General features: G+C 69.9%; 14 protein-coding genes. 2 read left to right on the forward strand and 12 right to left on the reverse strand.

What is annotated here, in order from left to right; translation table 11 throughout:
* The first annotated feature begins 15 nt into the window (after nucleotides 1-15).
* Together IPL89_04130 and IPL89_04135 are read left to right on the forward strand one after the other, a co-directional pair.
* Entirely contained in the window at nucleotides 16-1290 is a 1275-nt protein-coding gene (locus tag IPL89_04130; protein ID MBK9062372.1) for an amidohydrolase family protein, read from the forward strand.
* A gap of 49 nt (nucleotides 1291-1339) precedes the next feature.
* Nucleotides 1340-2020: a hypothetical protein gene (locus IPL89_04135; GenBank protein MBK9062373.1), complete on the forward strand. Its 681-nt coding sequence runs from the start codon at nucleotides 1340-1342 to the stop codon at nucleotides 2018-2020.
* Nucleotides 2021-2039: 19 nt separating this feature from the next.
* On the opposite strand, the gene IPL89_04140 is transcribed toward IPL89_04135, so the two are convergent.
* The 12 genes from IPL89_04140 to IPL89_04195 form a co-directional block, all read right to left on the reverse strand.
* Nucleotides 2040-3230: an acyl-CoA dehydrogenase gene (locus IPL89_04140; protein MBK9062374.1), complete on the reverse strand. Its 1191-nt coding sequence runs from the start codon at nucleotides 3228-3230 to the stop codon at nucleotides 2040-2042.
* A gap of 61 nt (nucleotides 3231-3291) precedes the next feature.
* Nucleotides 3292-4539: a cysteine desulfurase-like protein gene (locus tag IPL89_04145; protein MBK9062375.1), complete on the reverse strand. Its 1248-nt coding sequence runs from the start codon at nucleotides 4537-4539 to the stop codon at nucleotides 3292-3294.
* 8 nt (nucleotides 4540-4547) lie between these two features.
* Nucleotides 4548-5114: an AmmeMemoRadiSam system protein A gene (amrA, locus tag IPL89_04150; GenBank protein MBK9062376.1), complete on the reverse strand. Its 567-nt coding sequence runs from the start codon at nucleotides 5112-5114 to the stop codon at nucleotides 4548-4550.
* 53 nt (nucleotides 5115-5167) lie between these two features.
* A complete protein-coding gene (locus tag IPL89_04155; protein MBK9062377.1) occupies nucleotides 5168-7093 on the reverse strand; it encodes a SpoIID/LytB domain-containing protein in 1926 nt (641 codons plus the stop codon).
* Entirely contained in the window at nucleotides 7090-8079 is a 990-nt protein-coding gene (locus IPL89_04160; protein MBK9062378.1) for a hypothetical protein, read from the reverse strand. The genes IPL89_04155 and IPL89_04160 overlap by 4 nt, the downstream gene beginning before the upstream one ends.
* Nucleotides 8080-8085: 6 nt before the next feature.
* Entirely contained in the window at nucleotides 8086-8808 is a 723-nt protein-coding gene (locus IPL89_04165) for an ATP-binding protein (GenBank protein ID MBK9062379.1), read from the reverse strand.
* Entirely contained in the window at nucleotides 8808-9695 is an 888-nt protein-coding gene (locus tag IPL89_04170; GenBank protein ID MBK9062380.1) for an RNA polymerase sigma factor RpoD/SigA, read from the reverse strand. The genes IPL89_04165 and IPL89_04170 overlap by 1 nt, the downstream gene beginning before the upstream one ends.
* A 42-nt stretch (nucleotides 9696-9737) precedes the next feature.
* Complete coding sequence (locus IPL89_04175; GenBank protein MBK9062381.1) at nucleotides 9738-10124, reverse strand: MerR family transcriptional regulator; 387 nt, start codon at nucleotides 10122-10124, stop codon at nucleotides 9738-9740.
* 6 nt (nucleotides 10125-10130) lie between these two features.
* Entirely contained in the window at nucleotides 10131-12038 is a 1908-nt protein-coding gene (gene dnaK, locus IPL89_04180) for a molecular chaperone DnaK (protein MBK9062382.1), read from the reverse strand.
* Nucleotides 12039-12153: 115 nt separating this feature from the next.
* A complete protein-coding gene (locus IPL89_04185; protein MBK9062383.1) occupies nucleotides 12154-13461 on the reverse strand; it encodes a DUF4388 domain-containing protein in 1308 nt (435 codons plus the stop codon).
* A 2-nt stretch (nucleotides 13462-13463) separates the two neighbouring features.
* Nucleotides 13464-15335, reverse strand: coding sequence for a tetratricopeptide repeat protein (locus tag IPL89_04190; GenBank protein ID MBK9062384.1), 1872 nt, complete (start codon nucleotides 15333-15335; stop codon nucleotides 13464-13466).
* Between the two features lie 38 nt (nucleotides 15336-15373).
* Nucleotides 15374-15844 carry a DUF1844 domain-containing protein gene (locus tag IPL89_04195; protein ID MBK9062385.1) on the reverse strand — a complete coding sequence of 157 codons (471 nt, stop codon included), beginning with the start codon at nucleotides 15842-15844 and terminating at the stop codon, nucleotides 15374-15376.
* Between the last annotated feature and the right edge of the window lie 27 nt (nucleotides 15845-15871).

Here is a 15871-nt window from a genome sequence, read left to right on the forward strand (position 1 = left end):
CGGTAGACTCCGAGGATGCACGTTCGCGCCGCGTTCTTTGTCGCCTCCCTCGCCGCCGCCCTCGTCTCCACCTCCACCCACGCCGAGACCGTCACCGTCTCCGCGAAGCGCCTCCTCGACGTCGAGACCGGCCGGTTCACAGAAAACCCCGTGGTCCGGATCGAGAACGGCGTCGTCGTCTCGGTCGGAACCCGGACGGCGGGCGAGAAGGTCACGTACGACCTCGGCGACGTCACGCTCCTGCCGGGTCTCACGGACTGCCACGTCCACCTCGTCGGCGGCGAGGAGCAGACGCCGTACCAGAGCCTCACGGAGTCGACCGCGCACGCCGCGCTCGAGGGCGCCGTCAACGCGCGGAAGACGATCGATGCGGGCTTCACGACGGTGCGCGACCTCGGCGCGCGCGACTTCGCGGACGTCGCACTCCGCGACGAGATCGCGGCCGGGAAGATCGTCGGGCCGCGGATGCTCGTCGCGACGAAGTCGATCTCCGCGACCGGCGGGCACGGCGACCGCAATGACCTCCCCGAGGATGTTCACGTGATGCGGTACTCCGCCATCGCGGACGGGCCAGAGGAGATCCGGAAGAAGGTTCGCGAGAACGTCAAGTACGGCGCCGACTGGATCAAGGTGCTCGTCACGGGCGGAATCGGCTCGGCGAAGACGGACCCCCGGCAGGCGGAGTACACCGAAGAGGAGATCCGCGCGGCCGTCCTCGCCGCGAAGGAGAAAGGGCGGGACGTCGCCGTCCACGCCCACGGCACGCTCGGCATCCTGCGCGCCACGCGCGCAGGTGTGCGCTCCGTCGAGCACTCCTCGATGCTCGACGACGAGACGATCGCGGCGCTCAAGGCGAACGGCACGTTCGTCGTCTCGAACCCGCTGACGAACGCGTACATGCTCGAGCGCGGCGCCGCCGGCGGTTACCAGGACTACCAGCTCCGGAAATCGCGCGAGGTGAAGGACCTGAAGACCGAAAGCCTCCGGAAGGCAATCAAGGCCGGGATCCCCGTCGCATACGGAACCGACGCGGGCGTCCAGATCCACGGCATCAACGGCAGGCAGCTCGCGATGTACGTGGAGGCCGGCATGACGCCGCTTCAGGCGATCCAGTCCGCGACGCTCGTGGCCGCGCGGCTCCTACGGATGGAGACGAAGATCGGCAGGGTCGCGCCGGGGTTCTACGGCGACCTCGTGGCCGTCGCCGGCGACCCCCTGAAGGACGTCCGGACGATCGAATCGCCCCGCTTCGTCATGAAGGAGGGGCGAGCCGTCCTCGACCGGCGCTAGCCCTGTCCCCTTCCGACCCCGAACGTCGATCCCTTCATCAGGAGGGACCATGTCGACCATACGCAACCTCGCGCTCGCTGCCCTTGCCCTTTCGCCTGCGCTCCACGCCGCGGAAAAGGGCCCGACTCCCCCAGCGTCCAACCAGCAGCCGGCAAGTCCGGCGGCACTCAAGGCCCTTCAGCGACCCGACCTCGTCGTGACGATCGACGGCGCCGGGCCGGGGTTCCCGACGACCTTCACCGTGAAGAACATCGGGACTGCCGACTCGAAGCTTTCCGTCCTGAAGGTTTCGGCCGTGTTCGTTCCGCCGGATGGATCGCTCACCGGCGGCAGCTCGTGGACCCCCAGCTGCAGTCCCCCGATGACGCCGGAGGGCTGCGCGGCCATCGCCGGCATCTTTTCCGGTCTGACGGGCGGCGGTGGAGCGTCGTCTGATCCGAAGGCCGCGTGCGGCGAGCCGTTCAAGGAAATCGTCGAGGCCGTTCCCGTCCTGAAGCCCGGAGAGTCGAAGGCGTTTTCGCGTGACATGGGCCCGAGCTCCATTCTCATCGGGGGCTTCCTCAAACCGTCCGGTTCGACGCAGGCGACGCACGTGAAGAAGTGCGCGCCGACGCTCGTCTGCGCGTTCGACGTCGTCGCGAAGGCGGACGCCTCAAACGACAATGAAGAGCTGAACCGGGCGAACAACACGACCACGCGGAGGGCCTTCCGCGAAGTGAAGTTCCAGTAAGCGCGCCGGGAGGCCCGGGTCAGCGACCCCGGGCTTCCTTCAGGATCTCGCGCGCAATCACGAGGCGCTGGATCTCGGACGTGCCCTCGCCGATCGTGCAGAGCTTCGCGTCGCGAAAGTATTTCTCCGCGCCGAAGTCCTTCGTGAAGCCGTAGCCGCCGTGAATCTGGACCGCGAGGTTCGAGACGCGGACGGAGACCTCGGAGGCGTAGAGCTTCGCCATCGCGGACTCCTTCGTCGTCATCTTCCCGGCGTCCTTCAGCCACCCGGCGCGATAGATCAGGAGGCGCGCCGCGTCGATCTCGGTCGCCATGTCGGCAAGGTAGTTCTGGATCGTCTGGAACTCGGAGATCGCCTTGCCGAACTGCTTCCTCTGCTGCGCGTAGGCCCGCGCGCCGTCGAACGCCCCCTCCGCGATCCCGAGCGCGAGCGCCGCGATCGAGATGCGGCCGCCATCGAGGACCTTCATGGCCTGCACGAAGCCCTCGCCCGGCGCGCCGATCAGGTTCTCCGCCGGGATGCGGCAGTCCTCCATGACGAGCGTCGCCGTGTCGGAGGCGCGCATCCCGAGCTTGTTCTCTTTCTTCCCGGCGTGGATGCCCTTCTGGTGGAGGTCCACGACGAACGCGGAGATCCCGCGCCGGCCGGCGGCCTTGTCCGTGACGGCCAGGAGGACCGCGACGTCGCCGACGGAACCGTGCGTGATGAAGTTCTTCGAGCCGTTCAGGACCCACGAGTCGCCGTCCTTCACGGCCGTGGTCTTCGTGCCGCCGCTGTCCGAGCCGGCCTCGGCCTCCGTGAGGCCCCAGGCGCCGATGTGCTTGCCCTGCGCGAGCGGCGTCACCCACTTCCGCCGCTGCGCCTCGTTGCCGAAGAGAAAGAGATGGTTCGTGCAGAGGCTGTTGTGCGCGGCCACCGAGAGTCCGACGGAGCCGTCCACGCGGGAGAGCTCGTCGACGATGTGGATGTAGTCGACGTACGAGAGGCCCGCGCCGCCGTACTCCTCGGGCACGAGGACGCCGAGCATCCCCAGCTCGCCCAGTTTCGCCATGACGCCGCGCGGGAACGTCTGCGCCTCGTCCCACTCCATCACGTGCGGCGCGATCTCGGTGCGCGCGAAGTCGCGGACCATCGCGCGGACGGCCTCCTGCTCTTCGGTGAGGGCGAATCCGAGCGACGACGGCGGAGCGGAGGCGACGGGGGAGGCCATGGGAACTCCTGAAGGCGCGACTGTGTTTGACAGGAGCGTCAAACTTTCAGGAACCTTAGCATCAATGCCCGCGGGGGGATAGCCGGCTGACGGCCAGGACGAGGCGGTCGACTTCGTCCTCCGTCGTGTAGCACGCGGCGCCCGCGCGGACGAGGCCGTCGGCGCCGCGGCCGAGCTTCTCGACGAGCGTCGTCGCGTAGAAGTCGCCGTTCGAAACGTAGAGACCGCCCGGGACGAGAGCGTGCGCAACGGCCGCCGAGGTCCACCCCTTCACGCTGAAGCCGACCGTGGGCGTGCGCGGAGCACCGGGCGGCGGGCCGTAGAGCGTGACGCCGGGAATCTGCGAGAGGCCGTTCCACATCCGCGCCAGGAGCGCCTCCCCGCGCGCATGAAGCGCGGCGAACGTCCGCGCGAGGCGCGCGCGGTGGTCTCCGCCGTCTCCGGCGAGCGAGGCGAGGAAATCGACAGCGGCGCCGCAACCGGCGATACCCTCGTGGTTCTGGGTGCCCGTCTCGAGCCGGTCCGGGGCGTTCTCCGGCGCGGGGCGCAGCTTCGGGGCGTCGAGCGCCTCGAGAAGCGCGCGCTTCCCCCACAGAACGCCCGCGTGCGGGCCGTAGAACTTGTACGGCGAGCAGGCGAGGAAGTCCGCGCCGAGCGCCTTCACGTCCACGAGCGCGTGAGGCGCGTAGTGGACGGCGTCTACGAAGGCGAGGGAGCCGTTCGCGTGCGCAAGGGCGGCCACGCGCGCGACGTCGTTGATGGTCCCGACCGCGTTCGACGCCGCGCCGATCGCGACGAGGCGGGTCCTCTTCGTCAGGAGCCGGCCGAGGGCGCCGAGGTCGAGCCGCGCCTCCCCCGGCACGAGCGGCGCCGCCTTCACGACGACCCCGAAGTCCCTCTCGAGAGCGCGCCACGGGTCGACGTTCGCGTGGTGGTCGAGCTCCGTGACGACGACCTCGTCGCCCGCGGCCCAGCCCCGTGCGAGCGCGCGGGCGAGGTGGAACGTCAGCGTCGTCATGTTCGCGCCGAAGACGACCTCGGACGGGTCGCCGCCCAGGAAAGCCGCGAGGGCCCCGCGCGATGCCGTGATCATCGCGTCCGTCTCGAGGCTCGTCGGGTAAAGCCAATGCGTGTTCGCGTTGTGCCGGAGGAGGTAGTCCGTCATCGCGTCCGCGACGGCGCGCGGCACCTGGGTGCCACCCGGGCCGTCGAAGAAGGCGACGGGAATACCGCCTTCGCGGCGCTCGAGGGCCGGGAAGTGCGAACGGATCGAGGCGACGGAGGCAACGTCGGTCTGTGTGGCGGACATGCCCCGGATTATCCGCCCGCGGCTCCGTCCTCTTCGCCGAAGACGTCGGCCGTGAACGTCGAGATCGCCGTGCGCGAATCCCGCCACGCGTCGGCGGGCAGGCCGGCCTTGCGGCACGAATGGCCGAGGAACGCGGGAACGTCCCAGCCCCATTCCAGCGGCACCTGAGGCAGGAGGAGCCCGCGGTGGGGGCCGCGCTCGACGAGGAGGCCGTGGACGCCGACCTTCACCTCACGGAGCGGGTCGGAGACGGGGACGAACGGCGTGAGAACCGAGATCTCGAGCCGGAGGTGCGGGAACTCGTCCGGTGTCGCGGGCGGAAAGCGTGGGTCCTCGAGGAGCGCGTGGACGGCGTTCGCTTCGACGTCCGCCCAGAGGGGACGCACGGGCTCGACGCTCCCGATGCAGCCGCGCAGCTGCCCGTCCCGCTTCCACGTCACGAACGACATGCCCGGGGAAAGAAGAGCCTTCGAAGGGTCGGACGGGTGCGGCTCGTTCGTCGAGAGGCCGAGCGCGGCCCGGGCAGCGCGCCGCGCTCTGGCGAGGAGCTCGGAACGTTCGCGAACCGAAAGCACCTGACTCAGCCCCCTTTCATCGGAAAACCCGGGCGCCCGAAGGGCGCTCTTTCTCACGGAGCCTGAGCGACCTCGGTTCCCGGATAGTAATGCGCCAGGATCTCGCGATACGTCCGCCCCGAGAGCGCCATCCCGAACGCGCCCGTCTGGCAAAGGCCGACGCCATGGCCCCAGCCGCGGCCGTAGAACGTGAAGACGCGCTCCCCGTCCTCGTCCTTGCCCACGACGACGTTGAAGAGGTTCTCGGGGAGCCCGAGCGCGAAACGGATCTCGAGCCCCGTGAGCGTGACCGTGCCCTTCGCCGTCGCGACCGCGACGGTGCGCGCGCGCCCCGAGACGCCGCGGGACGTCACGGCGACACCCGTCGGGTCCGCCGCCGTGCGCGTCCCCTCGCGCTCGCGGAGCTTCGCTCCCAGCTCCTTCGAAGTGAAGCGGCGCGTCCAGTGCTCCCACGCGGACTCGCGGTCGTACGCGCCGGCCGCGGGAGCGGGCGGAAATACGACTCCAACGGCCTTGCCGTCGCGGACGAAGACACGGACCTTGTCGCCGGGGAAGAACCGGTGCGACGCGACCTGGGCCAGGGCCTCGTTGCCGCCGGAGAAGAGAAGCATTTCTTCTGAAAGTGAATAGGGAGAGCGCCCTTTGGCGGACTTCACTTCGATTCCGGTTTCGTCGCTCCTCGTGATGCGGCCTTCCACGTCCTCGAAGTCGCCCATCCGGGCGAGCAGGACGGCGTAGATGCCGGCGGCTTCCTCGGGCTTCAGCGCGCGGTCCGTCGGCAGCGCCGTCCCGCCCCCGAGCTGGAAGCGCTGAATCGCGGCGAACGACGCCTTCGCCTTCTCCGACCAGTTCGACGGAAGTCCCTCTCGTTCGCTTCCCTCGCCCAGCACCGCCGTATCGAACCCGGCAGCCGCCGCGATCTCCAAATAGACGGCGGGCACCGAGAGGGGATGGGGACGCGAGGCCCCATGCGCGGCGACCCCGAGCCTCTGCTGCAGCGTTTCACGCGCCTTCTGAGAAATTTTCGCTCCCTCTCCCCCTCCGAAGCTCACGGCGAGCGCGCGACCGCGCGCTCCGAGCAGGGTGACCGTCCCCTTCTTCGCCGGAGCGGACGACTCGAGCGCCTGCGCCGTCTCGCCGAAGCATGCGACCGACGCGAGGTACGGCGCGTCGACCTTCGCGTAGCCGGCCATGACGTCGGGCGCGTTCTCCGTGCGGCCTCCGCAGGTGGACGTGAAGAGCGTGTCCGCGACGGCGCCCTTCCAGAGGAGAACTTCGCCCGCCGTCTCTTCGACGGCGCGCGTCGAGAGCGGGCTCTCGGCCGAGGCGCCCGAGTAGACCTGGCAGCGCGGCGTCGCGCAGAGGTCGTAGCCCTCGGCCGCGAACTGGCCGCGGTGCTTCGCCGCGTAGGAGCGCGCGGCGACGGCCTGCGCCTTGAGCGCCTCGACCTCGTCGTACACGCGCGGCCCCATCTCGGACGGGACGACGCCCTTGAGATAGTCCTCGAGCCCGACGCGGTTGATGACGTGCAGCGTCCCGCGCGGCGTCGCACGCAGGGAGAGCCGGCCGCGGTACGTCGCGTCGGCCCACGGCACGAGCCCGCCATTCGTCAGCGCGATCTCGACGGGTGACGGCCAGTCGGACGCTGCGCCGTCGTCCGTGACACGCAGTCCGCCGCTCGCGGGTGCGACGACGAGCGGGCCGCGCCGGCGCTCGACGCGCTCCCCCGCCGCGAGGACCCAGTCTCCCGCCGGGAACGCGGCCGAGGAGCGGTCCACCGAAAGGCTCACGTTCAGTGAGGGCGACGGCAGCGGCGCCAGGCGCGGAGCCGCCGCGGGCGTCGAAGCGGGTGTCGGCAAGGGCGTCGGCGCGGCCGCCGGCGTGGCGGGAGGCGGCGCGACGACAGGCGCGGGCGGCGCCGCACAGCCCGCGAGCGCTAAGGCGACCGCAAGTCCGGCGGGGAGGGCGAGCCTGTTCACGGCAGGGGCGGCTCAGGCGCGACTTGCGCCGCCTCCGCCGGCCAGAGCGCGACGAAGGCGCCCGTCACCGCGAGGTCGTAAGCGAACCCTGCGGCCATTTGCAGAAGGATGAACGCGCCGCTCACGAGGACCGGGGCCCAGACCCCCGCGTTCGTCCAGCCGGCCGCGAACGTGAGGACGATGCGCGGGAAGACGAACGCGAGACCGACCGCCATCGCGCCGCCGACCGTCAGAAGGTAGAGCGTCGCGGCGCGCCCGGGAGACGCCCTCACGAGCGCGATCGCGCGCCCGGTCGCCGCCAGGGCATCGAGGCCCTCGACGGCGATCACGCGGCCGGCGACGAGGTAGACGACGCGCAGCGCCGCCGAGGCGACGATCACGACGAGGACGAGGACCGCGAAGAGGGCGGCAAACACGACGACGAGACCGGATCGGCCGGCGGCGACCGCCACGAACGCGCCGACGAGAGGCAGGACGATCAGCAGGACGACGAACGACGCCACGAGCGCGTACAGGTTCACGAGCGCGAAGAACGGTCCGAACAGGCGCGATGCGGAAGCGAAAAACGCCGCCCCGGGCGCCGGGTGGCGGAACGCGTCGAGGGAAGCGGCCTCGGCGGCGCGAGCGTCGATCTCCGCCAGCGAACCCGTGACGCCCGCGCGAATCCACGCGGCGAAGGCCGTCAGGAGAAGGACTCCGACGAGAATGACCAGAAGGGCGAGCAAGACGGCGCCCGGTGAAGCGAAAAGCAGGCCCCGCAGACCTTCTAAGAAATCCGAAAGAGCCCCCGGCCCGCGTTCGGCCATCCGCGCAGCCGACGTGAACGCCCGGCCGAACGTAAACGCCGCAGCGAGGACGGCCGCCGCGACCGAGGCGGCGACGGTCCCGCCGAAGGCGAGCGGCGCGAGGAGCAGGCCGGGATTCGCGACGACCTGCGAGACCCCGCGTCCGAACGCCGCGGGCGCGGACCGCGTGGGGGCCGGCATCGCCCGTCAGATCCGGACGGCGCGCATCGCGCGATAGTCCGAGCCGTCGAGGGTGACGAGATCGCACATCTCGTAGAGGCGGCTCCGGACCATCGTCCCGACACGCCTCTCCAGCGGCTCCTCGGCGTTCGGCCCGGCGGCGTCGCCGTAGTTCGTCGTGACGATCGTGATCCGCTGGCGGTTGTAGCGCGTGTTGATGAGGCCGTAGAGGACGTCGCGCACCCAGTCGGTGGGGCGCTGCGCGCCGAGCTCGTCGAGGACGAGAAGCTCGGCGTCCCGGTAGGGCGCGACGACGCCGTCGGCGCTGTCCGGGTTCGTGGGCGAGAACGTCGCCTTGATGCGGTCGAGGAGGTCCGAAAAGTCGCAGAAGACGCCGCGGACGCCGTTCTCCGTGACGAGGGTCCGGAGGATCGCGGTCGCGAGGTGCGTCTTCCCGACGCCGACGGGACCCACGAAGAGAAGGCCGCGGTCGCACGCTTTCCATTCGTCGACGAATCTCTTCGCCCGCGCCCGCGCCTTCGTGTGGCTCGGGTGGTGGCCGGGCAGATTCAGCTTGTAGTTTTCGAGCGTGCAGTCCCGGTACCGCTCGGGAATCTGCGCGGCCCTGAGCCGCGCCTCGGCAAGGTCGCCGAGGCGACACCGGCAGACGACGACCCTGCCCTCGGGCGTCTCGACGACGCCGAAGCCCTTGCAGAGGGCGCAGGGTTCGGGAGCGGCGACTGTGGACATCAGTTCAGGAACGCCTTGAGCGCGCGGCTCTTCATGGACCGCTTGATGCGCGCGATGGCCTGCGCCTCGATCTGACGCACGCGCTCGCGCGAAAGGTGGAGCTCCTCGCCGATCTCCTGAAGCGTCATGGGCTCGCGCTCGCCCTCCGTGCCGTCCTCGGGGATCCCGAAGCGGCGGCAGAGGATCGCACGTTCCTTCTTCGGGAGCGCATCGAGGAGCGTACGCGTCTGGTCGATCGAGGACCGCCGGAGGAGCTGCTCGTCCGCGGCGGCGACGCTCGTCTGCTCGAGCGTGTCCCCGAGCGTGCGGTCCTCCTCGAGGCCGAAGACGCCGGAAAGCGACTCCGAGCTGCGGGTCATCCCCATGAGGTTCTCGGCGTCGATCACCTTCAGGCCCGCCTCCGCCGCGATCTCCTCCATCGTGGGCTCGCGGCCGAGCGCGCGCGTGAGCGCCTCCTTGATCCGCCCGAGCCGGGAATGGAGCGTCGCCTGCTTGTGGGGAAGGCGGATCGCGCCCCACTGCTCGGAGAGGGCGTTCGAGATCGCCTGGCGCACCCACCACACGGCGTAGGTGATGAACTTGACGCCGCGCTCGGGGTCGAAGCGCTTCGCGGCCTGGATGAGCCCGATGTTGCCCTCGTTGATCAGGTCGAGAAACGAAACCTCGGGCGAGTGGAATCGCTTCGCGTACGAGACCACGAACCGCAGGTTGCCGCGCACGAGCTCGTCCACGGCTTCCTTGCGCGCCTCTTCGGGCGTCGAGAGGTCCTGGATGACGCGTCCAAGCTCCCGCTCGCGCTCCGCCGCGAGGATCGGATAGCGGGAAATGTCGTCCAGATACTTCCGGAGGACCTTGGAGTCGTCGTCGGGGCGCAGCCTTGAAGTCACCGGCCGGTGATTATCACCCCCCGGACGGGGCTGCGGTATCCCTCAGTCGTACTTGAGGACGATGGCCCCCCGGGGCCGCACGGCGAGGGCCTTGGCGTCCTTCGGGCCGGCCCCGGCGCGCGCCGCGTGGTCCTTCGCGACCGCCCGGATGGCCTCCATGAGACGGCCGACCTCGCCCTCCATCCGGGCGAGGCGCGACTTGAGATCGAGGATCACCTCGACGCCCGCGAGGTTCACCCCGAGCTCGCGCGTGAGCGTGAGGATGATCTCGAGCCTCTCGACGGTCTCGGTGTCGTAAAGGCGCGTGTTCCCCGACGAGCGCGCGGGCCGGATGAGGCCCTCGCGCTCGTAGAGGCGCAGCGTCTGCGGGTGCACGCCGAAGCGCTTCGCCACGACGCCGATGAAGACGTAGCCCTCCTCGCGGTCCATGGGGCGTTACTTCTTCTCTTCCACGACCTCGGCGTCGATGACGTCCTCTTTCCCGGCGCCGGCCGGGCCGCCGGGCGCGCCGCCCTCGGGGGCGCCGCCGGCCGGCGGAGGAGCCTGCTTGTAGAGGGCCTCGGCGATCTTGTAGCTCGCCTTCTGGAGGTCCTGCGCCGCCTTCTTGAGAGCCTCGGCGTCGCCGGACTGGCTCTCGAGGACCTTCTTCGCCTCGGCGACCGCGGCCGTCACGGCTTCCTTGTCGGCAGCCGGAACCTTGTCCCCGCTCTCCTCGACGATCTTCTCCGTCTGGTACACGAGCGAGTCGAGCTGGTTCTTCGCCTCGATCGCGTCGCGGCGCTTCTTGTCCTCGCCCGAGTGCGACTGGGCGTCCTTCACGAGCTTCTCGACCTCGTTCTTGTCGAGGCCCGAGGAGGACGTGATCGTGATCTTCTGCTCCTTGCCCGTCCCGCGGTCCTTCGCCGAGACGTTCAGGATGCCGTTCGCGTCGATGTCGAACGTGACCTCGATCTGCGGGAGCCCGCGCGGGGCGGGCGGGATGCCGATCAGGGAGAAGACTCCGAGGAGCTTGTTGTCTCCCGCCAGGTCGCGCTCGCCCTGCAGGACCTTGATCTCGACGGACGTCTGCCCGTCGGAGGCGGTCGAGAAGACCTCGCTCTTCTTGGCGGGAATCGTGGTGTTGCGCTCGATGAGCTTCGTCATGACGCCGCCCAGCGTCTCGACGCCGAGAGAGAGCGGCGTGACGTCGAGGAGGAGCAGGTCCTTCACGTCGCCCGCGAGGACGCCGCCCTGGATGGCCGCGCCGATCGCGACGACCTCGTCGGGGTTCACGCCCTTGTTGGGCTCCTTGCCGAAGAAGTCCTTCACGATCTGCTGGATCTTCGGCATGCGGGTCTGGCCGCCCACGAGGACGACCTCGTCGATCTTGGAGGGGTCGACGCCGGCGTCCTTGAGGGCCTGCTTGCAGGGGCCCACGGACTTCTGGAGGATGTCGTCCACGAGCGACTCGAGCTTCGCGCGCGTGAGCTTCAGCGTGAGGTGCTTGGGTCCGGAGGCGTCCGCCGTGATGAACGGCAGGTTGACCTCGGTCTCGACGGTGGTCGAGAGCTCGATCTTGGCCTTCTCCGCGGCCTCCTTGAGGCGCTGGACGGCCATCGGGTCCTTCGAGAGGTCGATGCCCTGGTCCTTCTTGAACTCGGCCTCGAGCCACTCGACGATCTTCTGGTCGATGTTGTCGCCGCCGAGGTGCGTGTCGCCGTTCGTGGACTTGACCTCCACGACGCCGTCGCCGACCTCGAGGATCGAGATGTCGAACGTGCCGCCGCCGAAGTCGTACACGGCGATGAGCTCGTTCTTCTTCTTGTCGAGGCCGTACGCGAGGGCGGCCGCGGTCGGCTCGTTCACGAGGCGCTCGACCTTGAGGCCCGCGATCTGACCGGCGTCCTTCGTGGCCTGCCGCTGCGCGTCGTTGAAGTACGCGGGCACCGTGATGACCGCGCGATCCACCTTCTCGCCCAGGTAGGCCTCGGCGGCCTCCTTCAGCTTCGTGAGAATCATCGCGGAGATCTCGGGCGGCGAGAGCTCCTTGCCCCCGGCCGAAACGCGCGCATCGCCGTTCGCCGAACGCACGACCTTGTAGGGCACCATCTTCATCTCGGCGTTGACTTCGTCGAAGCGGCGCCCCATGAACCTCTTGATCGAGTAGACCGTGTTCTCCGGATTCGTCACGGACTGGCGCTTCGCGACCTGCCCGACGAGGCGCTCCCCCGTCTTCGCGTACCCGACCACGGAGGGGGTCGTGCGACCGCCTTCGCTGTTCGCGACGACTTCCGCGGTGCCCCCCTCGAGAACGGCCACGACGCTGTTCGTCGTGCCGAGATCGATGCCGATGATCTTGCTCATTGACCTGGACTCCTCTGGCCCGTTCTTCGAGCCGGATGGCAAGATAGGATCTTAGCGCGTCATTGTCAAGTCCGAGAACGAACACACCTACAGCCGCGAATTAGATCGCGGTAAGTCACTCCACGACAGTAATTTCGCGGGTCGAGTGGGGCGCGAGCTCCTGCTCCTTCGTCTCCCTGAGGACGAGTGTCCGGGAGAAAAGGAGGTCCGGGTCGGTGTGCCCCTCCGGATCGAACCCGACGAGATAGAACTTCTCGCCCTGGACGATGTAGCGGTATTTCGTCCCCCAGGGGTCCTCGAGGTCGCGGGCCGGGACGATCTGCGAGGCCACCAGGGAATCCAGCCCGTCCGGGAGCCGCCCGGCGATCAGCGTGTACGTGTCGACGCCTTCGGCGAGCCGCCGCAGCTTGAGAAGCGAGAGGGACTTCTCGTAGCCGCCGACGACGGCGTCGCGCCGCGGCGGCAGCGTCACGAGGTTCAGCGGGTTCTTCGATTGCATCCTCACGGCGAGCGCGAAGACGAGGGCGAGCCCCACCCCCGCGATGAGATTCAGGTCCAGCGGAGCGCGCGGTGCGCGGGCGGCCGGGACGCCGACGGGCAGCCCCGGTTCGTCGGGCGCCTCGACGGCGCGCGGCATCGCTTCTTCCACGAGGCCGCGGCTCACGAGGTCGAAGAACGCCTTGCAGCCGTCGAACTCCGAGAGGAAGGCGAGCTCGTTGATCTCCGCGACCGTCCGCTGGCCGTCGACGAGCTCGTAAACGGACCACTCCGCGCGCGAGACGCGGATCGGCTCGGGACGCCTGTCGCGGGCCCGGCGCGCGACGGTCGAGTCCTCGACGACCTCGACCTCGTCCTCGTCCTCGGCGGGGATGACGGGCTGAGCGACCGGCACCTTCTGATACACGAGATCGAGCGACCAGACGACCTTCTCGACGATGGGCCACTCGTCGAGCATCCGGGCGCCTTCCATGAGGAGGCGCTCGACCGAGATCGGCGCCGTGGACTCGGGGTCGTAGTCGACGTGGTCCGTCTGCTCGAAGACGTAGTCCCCGTCCGTCCAGCGGAAGAGGCCGTAGACGATGCGCCGGATCTGGATGTCGAGGCCGTCGCTGAGGTCCTGCGCGGAGCAGAACCCGTTGCGGAGAAGGATGAAACCGAGGCGCTGGAGCGTCTGGGCCTGCATCTCGAGGGCGCGGGCGAGCGCCTCGGGCGAGAGGCGGCGCGTTTTGACGAGGACGGTGCCGAGCCGCGTGTCGAGCCGCTGCGCGGAGGATTCGGCCGAGACGAGCTGCCCGTCGACGAACCCGAGCGTGACCGTATCGCCGGGGCTCCGCACGCTCAGGAGGCCCGTCTTGTGCTGCAGCGCGATGAGCTGGAGGATGTCCGCCAGCGAGAAGTCGCGGAGAGTGCCTTCGAGCGCCATCGTCAGGCCTTCCGCGGGGACGTGAACGCACCGATCAGCCATCCCGCGAGGGCGACGGTGCACCAGAACACGACCGCCAGCAGGCCGCCGGAGAGCGTGGGGCGCGGAAGCACGACGAGGCGCGGGCCCCAGAACGCCGCGAGCAGGCCGAAGGCGAACAGGCCGAACGCGAGGGACGCGAGCGGGAGTCGGGAGTCGAGGAACGCCGCGGCTCCCGGGAAGATCGCGTTCAGGATGCCGCGGAGGCGCTCTTCGAAGGACTTGCGGCGCCTCACGTCGTCCAGCTTCTGGAGCTTCGTCTCGATCGCCACGCCGTCCTTCTTCAGGTAGACGTGGATGCACTGCGAGCACAGGAGCGCGCTCTCGGCCGAGGGCTTGCAGAGGCGGCAGAAGGCGCGGCCGCACTTCTGGCACTCCGACGCGTAGCCGCGGCCGCGCTTGCGGAAGGAGTCGAACGCCCAGGCCGCGGCGACCGCGGCGAGGAACGCGGCGACGAGCGGGACGCGGAAGCCGCCGAGCGGGTCCCAGGTGCGGTATTGGCCGAGAAGGCGCCGGCTGCGCCCCACGCGCTCCATCTCCTCGATCTTCCGGCGCGCCTCCTCGGGCGTGTACCCGATGGAAACGACCTTCACGAGCGTCGGCGTGTCCTGGAAGCGCTGGACGGCGTGCGCGTCGAGCGCACGGGCCTCCTGCAGCGTCTGGGCCGCCTCCACGGTGCGGAACGTCTCGGCGTAGAGGAGGGCGAGGTTGTAGCGCGCCGCGATCGAACGCGGGTCGCGCTTCAAGGCCTGCTGGTAGTCCTCCTGCGACGAGCCGAGGTCCCCGTCGACGAACCGGATGTTCCCCCGGTTCACGAGACACCGGGTGTCGCGCGGCGCGAGCTGCGCGCCCGCGGTGTACTCGAAGGTCGCGCGGTCGTTCTGGCCGAGCGACTGATAGAGGCGGCCGAGCAGGAACCGGATGTCCACGTCGTCGGGCGCGATGTTCTTGGCAGCCTCGAGATTGTCGAGAACGCGCTGGTCGTAACGCGCCTCCTGAAGGGCCTCGGCACCGCGGAGGATCGGCGACGAGGAGATCGCAAATTCATAGGCGAAGCGGTCCAGCGCCGGGAAGAGGGCGACGAGGACGACGAGGGCGCACGAGAGCGCGATCTTCTGGTCGAGCGTCGCGTACCCGAACACGAGGACGAAGAGAAAGAGCGAGAGCCAGACGACGTCGAGACCGAGGAGCAGCGGCAGCACGAGCACCCCGAGGACGAGGGCGGAGGTCGCGCGGCCGTGCAGGAAGCCGCCGGCCGTCTCCCTCAGGTCGTGAACGAGCCGGCCCCCGTGGCGGACGAGCAGGATCACGAGCGCGGCGAGCGCCGACGCGGCCACCGTCCCGAGCACGAGGAGAACGAAGCGCGCGAGGTTCACTCGGCGCGACTCGCCGTCGGCGGCCGTCGCACGCAGCGCGCCCGCGAGGCCCTTCACGACCTCGCCGGCCTCTCGGGCCTTGAACGCGAGGCCGAGGCGCGCCCAGCGCGGCTCGGGGAGGTCCGGGTCGAGGCGGATCGCGGCCGCGTACGCTTCGCGCGCGAGCGTCGGCTTTCCGGCCACGAGCTGGCGCCGCCCGAGAAGAGTCGCCGAGAGCGCGAGGTCCGTCATGCGCCGGATCTCGATCTTCTGCGCGTGCTTGAGGATCTCGTCCACCTTGCGGCGCGCGAGCGCCGTGTCGCCCTCTTCCTGCGCCGCGAGCCAGCCGAACCACTGGCCGCGAACCTGCTTGCGGAAGGCCGTTTCCGTGCCCTCGCCCGGAGCCATGAGGACCTGGGCGCGCAGCGCCGGCGCGGCTCCCAGAACGAGGAAAGCGCAGGCAGCCAGAACCGCGCGCACCCGCGGGCGGAAAAGCCCGGCCGGGTCCGCGGGAGTCCTCAGCCGCGCCTCGCGGCTGGCGGCGGGACCGGACCCTTCGGACGGGCGCCGGCCGCGAGCCGGGTGAAGACGAGCTGCAACTCCCCGAGGATTCCCTCGAGGGCGTCGGTTTCCTCGAACGAAAGCTGCCCGCGCGTCTTCTCCCTCAGGGCGAGAAGGGCGTCGACGATCTGCCGCGCGCCGGCCACGTTGGGCTGGCGGCGGCCGGCGGCGTCGGGGACTCCTTCCAGGTAGACGAGTCCCGTCTGGGCCAGCATGTCGAGCAGCGCGAGAAACGCCGGGCTCGTGGGCGTCGCGGCGGCCGCGGGCGCGGCCGGATCGGCGGGCGCGGCGGGGCTCGCCGCCGCGGTCTCCGCGGGCACAGCCGGCTCCGGCGCCGACGATTCGGCCGGCACGTCGTCACGGACCTCGCCCTCCGCGGTGAAGAGGCGGCGGTCCACGACCTTGATGGTCTTCGGGTTTTCGGACATAGAACCCCTCGGGTCGTCGTATTTTAC

This window comes from Acidobacteriota bacterium (assembly GCA_016716715.1).
GTDB lineage: Bacteria > Acidobacteriota > Thermoanaerobaculia > UBA5066 > UBA5066 > Fen-183.